The sequence below is a fragment of the Actinocrinis sp. genome (genome assembly GCF_035946395.1).
Classification (GTDB): domain Bacteria; phylum Actinomycetota; class Actinomycetes; order Streptomycetales; family Catenulisporaceae; genus Actinocrinis.
Window position 1 is genome coordinate 1 of the sequence record NZ_DASYZI010000392.1, and the last position, 8,504, is coordinate 8,504.

Genomic DNA, 8,504 nt, shown 5'->3' on the forward strand with positions numbered 1-8,504 from the left:
GCAAGATCTTCAGTGCACTCAATGCACTCAATGCAGGGTCTCGCCACGTTCGAGCATCGCGACGAACTTGGCGATCCGGTCGGCGCGGGTCTGCGGACGCTTGGCGTCGTGGATCCGGTAGAGCACCGCGTACCGGTTCGCGCCGGTCAGCGTGGCGAAGAACTCGGCGGCCTTCGGGTTCGCGTCGAACGCGGCCTGCAAGTCCGGCGGCACCTGCGCCACCGCCTGCCGGTCGTACGAGTTCTCCCAGCGGCCGTCCGTCTTCGCCGCCTCGATCTCGCGCATCCCGGGCTCCCGCATCCGGCCCTCGGCGATCAGCTTGGCCGCCTTCTCGGTGTTCACCTTCGACCAGCGGCTGCGGGGGCGGCGCGGGGTGAACCGCTGCAACCACCAGGCGTCGTCGAAGCCGTCCTTCTGCCCGTCGATCCAGCCGAAGCACAGCGCCTCGTCGAGCGCCTCCGCGTAGCTGACGGTCGCGATTCCGGACTCCTTCTTCGCGATCTTCAGCCAGAGCCCGCCCGGCGTGCCGGCGTGGTGTTCGGCCAGCCAGTGCGCCCAGAGTTCCGCCGACGCGAAGGGCAGGATGATTCGCTCCATGGCGCTCATCGAAGCATCCGGCGCCGACAGCGGCAGGCCGCCGCCGGCCAACGGCCGACCCCCGCGCGACAAGTTCAGGGACGCGTGAAAGGCTTTCCGTGATGAGCACCGAGACGCCATGGCCGACGCCGCTGCCGTCGCCGCATCAGGACGAGAATCCGCAGCGCTCCACCCGGCCGCTGTGGCCCGCGTTGCGCGCGGACGCCGTCGCCCTCGCCGTGGTGGGCGGGGCCGGCCTGCTGGCGGCGTTCCCGGTCGGGGCGCTGTGGCGGTGGTCCGCCCCGGCGGTGCTCGGTGTCGTCAGCCAGAACCTCGTGTACTTCGTCGCGCCCGAGACGAAGACCTTCATCGCCCGCGACGGATGGTTCGCGCTGTACGCGATCATCGCCGCGGTGCTGCTGTCGGTCTTCGCCTTCCTGCGTTACCGCGGGAAGGCCGGTGCCGGCGCGGCGCTCGGGCTGGCGGCCGGCGGTATCGCGGGCGGCTACCTCGCGGCGTGGTTCGGCGCGCGGATCGGCCCCGGGAGCGGCTCGATGAGCCGCGCCGCGCAGGCGGCCGGCGACGCGAACTTCGACATGCCGCTCATGGTCCGCGCGGTCGGGGTGATCTGGCTGTGGCCCGCCGTCGCCGCGGGACTGTTCTTCTTCCTCATGCTGCTGTTCGGGCCGAGTGACCCGGAGCCCGAACGGGAGCAGTTCCCGGGCTGGGGCGAGTACGTGCCGCCCGCCGACCAGGCCTCGCCGAACGGATCCGCGGCGCACGCGCCGGGCGACGTCCCTGACGGCCGTTCGGACCCGCCGACGACGTCAGCGCCGTAGGCTCCCGACTCGTGTCCTGGTTCATGTCCTGAGTTCATGTCCTGAGTCACGTTCTGGGCCACGACGCTCACGACGTCAGCCGCGCGCGCCTCCCGGGCGCCTCGTGGCCTGCCACCGGTCGAGCAGGCCCGGCATCTCGCCGCGTACGAAGTCGAAGAAGTCGCGCATCTCGGTCACTCGCGCGCCGGCGGGGGTGCCCGACCCGCCAAGGCCGTCGAGGGCGTCGTCGACCGCTGCGACGATCACATCGTAGAACCGTGCCTTGGTCATGACCGTGGTGTACCAGGTGTCGTCAGGCAGCCGGTAACGGTCCCGCCGCGAGCCGGGCACGGCCTCCCGCTGGACCATTTCCAGCTGGATCAGATACCGCACGGCCCCGGAGATGGCGGCTGGGCTGGCGTCGAGCCCGGTCGCCAGCTCGGTCGCGGTCAGGCCCGGCTCGTCGGCGGCCATCAGGGCGAACAGCACCCGCCCGGCCATCCGGGGGAAGCCCCAGTCCGCGAAGACCAGCGCGAGCCGCTCGACGAGGCGGCGCGCCGCCTCCTCGTCCCGGACCGCTTCCGGGCTCTGCTCGTCCCGGACCGCCACCGACCGCGTGTTCAGCGTCGCCGCCTCCTCAGCTTGAGCGCTTGGGCCGTCTGCCGTCATACGCATTTTATATGCTTCATAGATTTCACAAAATTGTGAAACAAGTGTAGCTTGCCGCCCATGGAGACGACAGCGCCGATCGAGACGCCGACGGCGGCCGATGCCGCAGCGATCGAGATCACCGGACTGCGCAAGAACTTCGGGCGCACCCGCGCCCTCGACGGTTTGGACCTGCGCGTCGCGCCGGGGGAGGTGCACGGCTTCCTCGGCCCCAACGGCGCGGGCAAGTCGACCACCATCCGCGTCCTGCTCGGACTGCTGCGCGCGGACGCCGGGACGGTCCGGCTGCTCGGCGGCGACCCCTGGCGTGACGCGGTGGGCCTGCACCGCCGGCTCGCGTACGTGCCCGGCGACGTGACGCTGTGGCCGAACCTGAGCGGGGGAGAGGCTATCGACCTGCTCGGCGAGCTGCGCGGGGGCTACTCCGCCGGCCGCCGCGACGCGCTGATCGAGCGGTTCGAACTCGATCCGCGAAAGAAGGGCCGCGCCTACTCCAAGGGCAACCGGCAGAAGGTCGCGCTGGTCGCGGCGTTCGCGGCGCAGCCCGAACTGCTCATCCTCGACGAGCCCACCTCGGGCCTCGACCCGCTGATGGAGGCGGTCTTCCGGGAATGCGTCGCCGAGGTGCGCGAGCGCGGGGCGACCATCCTGCTCTCCAGCCACATCCTGGCTGAGGTCGAAGAGCTCTGCGATCGGGTCTCGATCATCCGGGCCGGCCGCACCGTGGACACCGGCAGCCTCGCCGAACTGCGGCACCTGGCCCGCACGACGGTCACCGCCGAACTGGTCCGCCCGGCCCTGGGCCTGGACGGGATGGCGGGCGTGCACGACCTCGCGGTCGACGGCTCGACGCTGCGCTGCCAGGCCGATCCCGAAGCGCTCGAAGCGGTGCTCCGCGCGCTGACCGAAGCCGGAGTGCGTACCCTGACGAGCCGTCCGCCGACGCTTGAGGAGTTGTTCATCAAGTACTACTCATCCTCACGAGACGACCAGGCGGTGCCCGTCCGATGAGTGGCCGTCCGATGAGTGCCAGTGCAATGGGTGTCAGCTCGGCGAGTGAGTCGAGTGATCAGAAGATCAGCGGGCAGACGCACTCGTTCACGGGAACGCGCGTCCTGATCCGGCTCGCCTCGCGCCGTGACCGGATCATGCTGCCGGTGTGGGTTTACGTGCTGATCGCGGCCTCGGCCTCGACCGCGTACAGCTTCAAGGGTCTGTATCCGACCGAGTCATCGCGAGAGCAGTTCGCCGCGACCATCAACGCGACGCCTTCCACCATCGCCATTTACGGCGCCGTGCACGCCACCTCACTCGGTGGCATCACCGCGTGGCGCATCGCGGTGCTGGCCGCCACTCTCGCCGGGATCATGTCGGTCCTGATGGTCGTGCGGCACACCCGGGCCGAGGAGCAGACGGGGCGTCAGGAACTGGTCGGTGCGACCTCGGTCGGCCATCGGGCGCCGCTCGCGGCCGCACTCGGCATCGCGCTGGTCGCCAACCTCGGCGTGGCGCTGGGCACCGCGGTGGTCCTGCCCTTCCTCGGGTGTGGATTCGTCGGCGGGCTCGCACTCGGCCTCGCGATCGGCACGTGTGGCATCTTCTTCACGGGCCTAGCCGCCGTCACGGCGCAGATCGCCGAGACGTCACGCGCCGCGAACGGCTTGGCCAGCGCTGCGCTCGGCGTGTTCTACCTCGCGCGCGCCGCCGCTGACGCCAGCGGCTACGGCTGGCTGATGTGGTGCACGCCGCTCGGCTGGGTCGAGCGGGTGGACGCGTACGGCGCCGACCGGTGGTGGGTGCTCGCGCTGCCGCTCGCGTGCGCGCTCGCGTTCGCCACCGTGGCGACGCGCCTGGCGGCCACTCGTGACCTCGGCGCGGGCCTGCTCGCGTCCCGCCCCGGCGCCGCGCGTGCGGGCCGCGATCTGCGCGGCGCCTATGGCCTCTCCTGGCGATTGCACCGGGGCGCGGTACTCGGCTGGTCGATCGGATTCCTGCTCGGCGGCGCTGTAACCGGCTACATCGCCAAGGACATCGTCGGCGTGATCACGTCGAGCGCGCAGATGGAGCGGATCATCACCGAGATGGGCGGGCAGAGCGGGCTGGTCGACGCGTATCTGGCCGCGATCATGGGCATCGCCGGCCTCATCGCCGCGATCTACGCGGTGCAGGCGGTGCTGCGAGCGCGCTCCGAGGAGACGGCGGGCCGCGCCGAGCCCCTGCTCGCCGGCGCGCTCGGCCGCGTCCGCTGGGCGTCCGGCCACCTGGCCGCGGCGCTGATCGGATCCGCGATCCTGCTCACCGCAACCGGACTCGGCGCCGGTCTGGCACACGGCCTGCGGATGCACGACGTCTCCGGCCAGCTCCCGCGAGTCCTCGGCGCGGCGCTCGCGCAATGGCCCGCGGTCGCCGTGGTCGCGGCGATCGCAGCGGCGCTGTTCGGCGCCGCGCCACGTTATGCAGCAGGCGTCGCGTGGGGAGCCGTCGCAGTGTTCCTGCTGCTCGGGCAGCTCGGCCCGGTCCTCAAGCTCGGCCAAGCGGTCATGGACGTCTCGCCGTTCTCGCATGTGCCCAAGGTCCCCGGCGGTGTGTTCAGCTGGACGCCGCTCGGCTGGCTGACGCTGCTCGGCGCCGCGCTACTCGTGCTCGGCCTCGCGGCGTTCCGCCGCCGCGATCTTCAATCGGAGTAGTGGTATCCCGCTCAACGGTGCCAAACGTGGTACCAGTCGCATGGTATGCGGTCAGCCCCGGCCGATGGGGGCGGTGCGCGCGGAGGTCAGACGCACCAGGTCGGCCGGGGCCAGTTCGACCTCCAGGCCGCGCCTGCCTGCGGAGCAGAAGACCGTCTCGTAGTCGAGCGCTGATTCGTCGATCACCGTCGGCAGCTTCTTGCGCTGGCCGAGCGGCGAGATGCCGCCGAGTACGTAACCCGTCGTGCGTTCGGCGGCGGACGGGTCGGCCATCGCCGCCTTCTTGCCGCCGACGGCGCTCGCCAGGGCCTTGAGATCCAGCTGCCCGGAGACGGGGACGACCGCCACGGTCAGCTTGCCGTCGACGTCCGCGAGCAGGGTCTTGAACACGCGCTGCGGCGGGATGCCCATCGCCTCGGCGGCCTCGGTGCCGTAGGACTGCGCGGCCGCATCGTGGTCGTAGGCGTGTACCTCGAACGGGACCTTGGCCTGCGTCAGCGCGACGGTCGCCGGAGTTCCCTTTGATGCAGTGCTCTTCGACGCAACGCCTTTGGACACCGTTTTGGTCACGCGGCGATCCTACTGGGACCCGACTGCCGACGCCGTGGGCTCCGGCTGTGGTGACGGGATCGGCCGTGGCTTGAAGCGGAGGTAGAGCAGGGCCGCCGTCGACACGACCGCCGCCCAGGCGAGATAGACGCCGGTCGCGGCCAAGAGTGCGACGACCGCGGCGAGCGCGACCATCGCCGCGGTGCGGCCCTTGCTGCGGCGGGGGAGCAGGCGGACGGCCGCGGCCACTCCGACCGCGTAGACGGTCACGATCAGACCGGCGGTCAGCGACACCAGGGTTTCAGTCCTCGCATGGAACACGCCGGTGGCGATCAGGCTCGGGATGGTCAGCGTGGAGATGACGGCGAGGCTGCGGCGCGGCACCTCTCCCGCCGTGCTGCCTCTGGCCAGCCACTCGGGCAGCGCGCCGTCCCGGCCGAGGGCCGCGCCGAGCTTGGCCACGCCGGCGTAGTACGCGTTCATCGTGCCGAGGGTGAGCAGGACGGCGGCAGCCGCCGCCAGTAGCCGGGCGTTGCCGCCGAGGCCTTGAGACATCAGCTCGCCCAACGGCGCGTCCGCCGTCGCGGCGCTCGCGCCCAGCACGGTGACGACGGCGAACGCCACCGCCAGGTACAGCACGCCGACCACCGCGAGCGCGAGCGCGGTGGCGCGCGGCAGGTCGCGGGCCGGGCGGCGGAACTCGGCGGCAAGGTGCGTGATCGCCTCCCAGCCGGCGAAGCTCCACACCAACAACGCCGCCGCGGGAGCGATCGCCGACCAGCCGTGCGGGGCGAACGGGGTGAGGTTCGTCCAGCGTGCGTGGGGCAGGGCGAGCGTGACCGACAGGAGCAGCAGGAGCGTCAGCATCGCGGCCAATGCGAGTTGCAAACGCCCGGTCACCCGCAGTCCGGCGGCGTTGGCCGCGGTGACCAGCGCCATCATCGCTGCGGCTGCGAGTGTCGTGGTCGTGTTCCCGCCGCCGGTCGCGGCCGCGATGTACTGGCCCCCGAACAGTGCCGCGGGAGCCGCGCCCATGGGGACCGTGAAGAAGAAGCACCATCCGACGACCACCGCGGTGCGTTCGCCGAACGCCAGACGCGCATAGGTCGACACGCCGCCGGCGTCGGGATGGCGCGCGCCGAGCGCGGCGAACGTGGCGGCCAGCGGCACGGACAGCACGACGAGGGCGCACCACGCCACCAGCGACGCGGGCCCGGCCACCTGCGCGGCGAGTGCGGGCAGGGCGATCACGCCCGTGCCGAGCACCGCGCCCACGTACAGCGCCGTGCCTTGTAGCGCGGTAAGTCCTCCGGCTGGGTCCGCACTGGTTGTATCGCTCACCCGGACAGCTTCCCGGTCGGCGCCGAGATCGGCCATCGGCAGAAATGACGATGTGCGATAAATTTCTGCCATGGAGGCTGTCGGCGCGAGGAAACGGCACGTTGTGGCCGTCGCGGTGACCGATGACGCGCCGGTCTTCGAGCTCGCGGTGCCGTGCGAGGTGTTCGGCATCGACCGCAGCGACCTGGTCGATCCGTGGTACGAGCTGCGCCTGTGCGCTGCGGAACCCGGGCCGGTGCGGCTGGCGAGCGGGCTTCAGGTGGCCGCGCCGCATCCGCTGGACGATCTCGTGGACGCGGACACCGTCGTGGTCGCGGCCTGCTCCCGCCATGTCCAGACGGCGCCGCCGCCGGCGTTGGTCGAGGCGGTGCGTGAGGCGCATCGGCAGGGGAAGCGGATCGTCGCGTTGTGTGCGGGCGCGTACATCCTGGCCGCCGCTGGTCTGCTGGACGGGCGCCGCGCGACGCTCCACTGGATGAACGGTGCTGATGTCGTGGACCGATTCCCCGAGGTCGAATTCGACATGCGCGCGCTGTACATCGACGACGGAGACATCCTCACCTCGGCCGGCACCGGCGCGACCATCGACCTCTGCCTGCACGTGGTGCGCAACGACTTCGGCGCGGCGGTCGCCAACGAGGTCGCCCGGCGTATGGTCGTGCCGCCGCACCGGGAGGGCGGGCAGACGCAGTACACCACCCCGCAGCCCAGACCGGAGCGGGTGGACAGCCTCGCGCCGGTACTTGAGTGGGCGCGCGCGAGGCTGCACGAGCCGCTGACCGTTCCCCGGCTGGCTCGCCGTGCGCATCTCAGTGAACGCACCTTCGCCCGCCGGTTCCACGCCAGCCTCGGCACCACCGCGTTGCAGTGGCTGTTGCAGGAGCGGGTGCGGCTCGCGCAGGAACTGCTGGAGACGACCGACGAGACAGTGGAGAGCATCGCAGCGCGCACCGGCTTCGGCACGGCGGCCAACCTGCGCCACCACTTCCGGCGGATCACGAGCGTCTCACCGCAGAGCTACCGGCAGGCCTTCCGGCGTAGCGGTGATCCAGGGGGTGTTCGAGATGCCCCACATCTCAAACACCTCAGATGAAGTCGCGATGAGTGTGGGAGACCCGGGCGCGGGAGCCCGCTCAGCGGTCCCGGCGCAGCAGATCGACGGCCGGCAGCGTCCGCAGTTCCTTGATGAGCATGGTTTCCCGGCGCAGCAGTGCCTGCTCGTGCTGCAACCGGGCCGCGGTGTCCGGGGTGGCCAGCAGCCGCTGCTTGTCCCGCAGGTCCAACACCATCGCGGCGGCGATCAGGTACGACAGCACGGTCGGGTCGTCCGGCAGCTCCGGGATCGGCCCGGGCCGTACTCCGCGCAGCCCGGCCAGCGCACGCTGGTAACTGAGCAGCAGCGCGGTGCTTGAGGTCTTGAGCGTCTCGGCCCGCTCGTCGGACTTCTCGTTCAGGAACTCGACCTCGCCGACCAGGTAGGGCCCGGCGGTGTCCACGTCGAGCAGCCGGAAGCGCTGCACGCCGGTGGTCACCACCGAGTACCGGCCGTCCTCGTGCGCTTCGAGCGCCGAGATGCGCGCGGTGCAGCCGACGTCGTAGACGCTCTCGACCGACTGCGCGCCGACCTCGCGGCCGTCCCGGATCGCCACGACGCCGAACTGCCGGGATTCACCCTCCGGCAACTCCTGTAGATCGGCGATCATCTTGCGGTATCGCGGCTCGAAGATGTGCAGCGGCAGCACCACACCGGGGAACAGCACCGACCCGAGCGGAAAGAGCGGCAGGGTGGCGGCCATGTACCTAGCGTAGAGCGCCGGGCTTTCCCGGCGCAGTCGACACCTTGCCCAACCGTTGCTTTGCCCGG

At 71.2% G+C, this 8,504-nt stretch carries 9 protein-coding genes; 4 read left to right on the top strand and 5 right to left on the bottom strand.

Annotated features, from left to right (window positions below):
• Positions 1 to 27: 27 nt before the first annotated feature.
• Positions 28 to 597, bottom strand: a complete 570-nt coding sequence (locus tag VGS97_RS24330) for a YdeI/OmpD-associated family protein (RefSeq protein ID WP_326855963.1) — start codon at positions 595 to 597, stop codon at positions 28 to 30.
• 101 nt (positions 598 to 698) lie between these two features.
• Here VGS97_RS24330 and VGS97_RS24335 point away from each other — a divergent pair, with 101 nt between their 5' ends.
• Entirely contained in the window at positions 699 to 1,415 is a 717-nt protein-coding gene (locus tag VGS97_RS24335) for a hypothetical protein (protein ID WP_326855964.1), read from the top strand.
• Positions 1,416 to 1,490: 75 nt separating this feature from the next.
• On the opposite strand, the gene VGS97_RS24340 is transcribed toward VGS97_RS24335, so the two are convergent.
• Complete coding sequence (locus VGS97_RS24340; RefSeq protein ID WP_326855965.1) at positions 1,491 to 2,063, bottom strand: GbsR/MarR family transcriptional regulator; 573 nt, start codon at positions 2,061 to 2,063, stop codon at positions 1,491 to 1,493.
• Positions 2,064 to 2,123: 60 nt separating this feature from the next.
• On the opposite strand from VGS97_RS24340, the gene VGS97_RS24345 reads away from it, so the two are divergent.
• Both VGS97_RS24345 and VGS97_RS24350 read left to right on the top strand, forming a co-directional pair.
• Positions 2,124 to 3,074 carry an ABC transporter ATP-binding protein gene (locus VGS97_RS24345; protein WP_326855966.1) on the top strand — a complete coding sequence of 317 codons (951 nt, stop codon included), beginning with the start codon at positions 2,124 to 2,126 and terminating at the stop codon, positions 3,072 to 3,074.
• An 11-nt stretch (positions 3,075 to 3,085) separates the two neighbouring features.
• The gene (locus VGS97_RS24350) at positions 3,086 to 4,750 is read left to right on the top strand and encodes an ABC transporter permease (protein WP_326855967.1); all 1,665 of its coding nucleotides are present in this window, start codon (positions 3,086 to 3,088) and stop codon (positions 4,748 to 4,750) included.
• Positions 4,751 to 4,801: 51 nt separating this feature from the next.
• Here VGS97_RS24350 and ybaK read toward each other — a convergent pair whose 3' ends face one another.
• Positions 4,802 to 5,320, bottom strand: a complete 519-nt coding sequence (ybaK, locus tag VGS97_RS24355) for a Cys-tRNA(Pro) deacylase (RefSeq protein WP_326855968.1) — start codon at positions 5,318 to 5,320, stop codon at positions 4,802 to 4,804.
• 9 nt (positions 5,321 to 5,329) lie between these two features.
• Positions 5,330 to 6,640: an APC family permease gene (locus VGS97_RS24360; protein WP_326855969.1), complete on the bottom strand. Its 1,311-nt coding sequence runs from the start codon at positions 6,638 to 6,640 to the stop codon at positions 5,330 to 5,332.
• A gap of 70 nt (positions 6,641 to 6,710) precedes the next feature.
• Between VGS97_RS24360 and VGS97_RS24365 the strand changes: the two genes are divergently transcribed.
• Positions 6,711 to 7,733 (top strand): GlxA family transcriptional regulator, encoded by a 1,023-nt coding sequence (locus VGS97_RS24365; protein WP_326855970.1) that lies wholly within the window; start codon positions 6,711 to 6,713, stop codon positions 7,731 to 7,733.
• 40 nt (positions 7,734 to 7,773) lie between these two features.
• Here the strand turns inward: VGS97_RS24365 and VGS97_RS24370 are convergent.
• On the bottom strand, positions 7,774 to 8,504 hold a 731-nt coding region (locus VGS97_RS24370), incomplete at its 5' end, for an LON peptidase substrate-binding domain-containing protein (RefSeq protein WP_326855971.1).

Bases quoted from the DNA above. Each gene is read 5' to 3' on its own strand.
- VGS97_RS24340 (WP_326855965.1), bottom strand. From the start codon at position 2,063: ATGACGGCAGACGGCCCAAGCGCTCAAGCTGAGGAGGCGGCGACGCTG.
- VGS97_RS24330 (WP_326855963.1), bottom strand. From the start codon at position 597: ATGGAGCGAATCATCCTGCCCTTCGCGTCGGCGGAACTCTGGGCGCAC.
- VGS97_RS24345 (WP_326855966.1), top strand. From the start codon at position 2,124: ATGGAGACGACAGCGCCGATCGAGACGCCGACGGCGGCCGATGCCGCA.
- VGS97_RS24350 (WP_326855967.1), top strand. From the start codon at position 3,086: ATGAGTGCCAGTGCAATGGGTGTCAGCTCGGCGAGTGAGTCGAGTGAT.
- VGS97_RS24365 (WP_326855970.1), top strand. From the start codon at position 6,711: ATGGAGGCTGTCGGCGCGAGGAAACGGCACGTTGTGGCCGTCGCGGTG.
- VGS97_RS24335 (WP_326855964.1), top strand. From the start codon at position 699: ATGAGCACCGAGACGCCATGGCCGACGCCGCTGCCGTCGCCGCATCAG.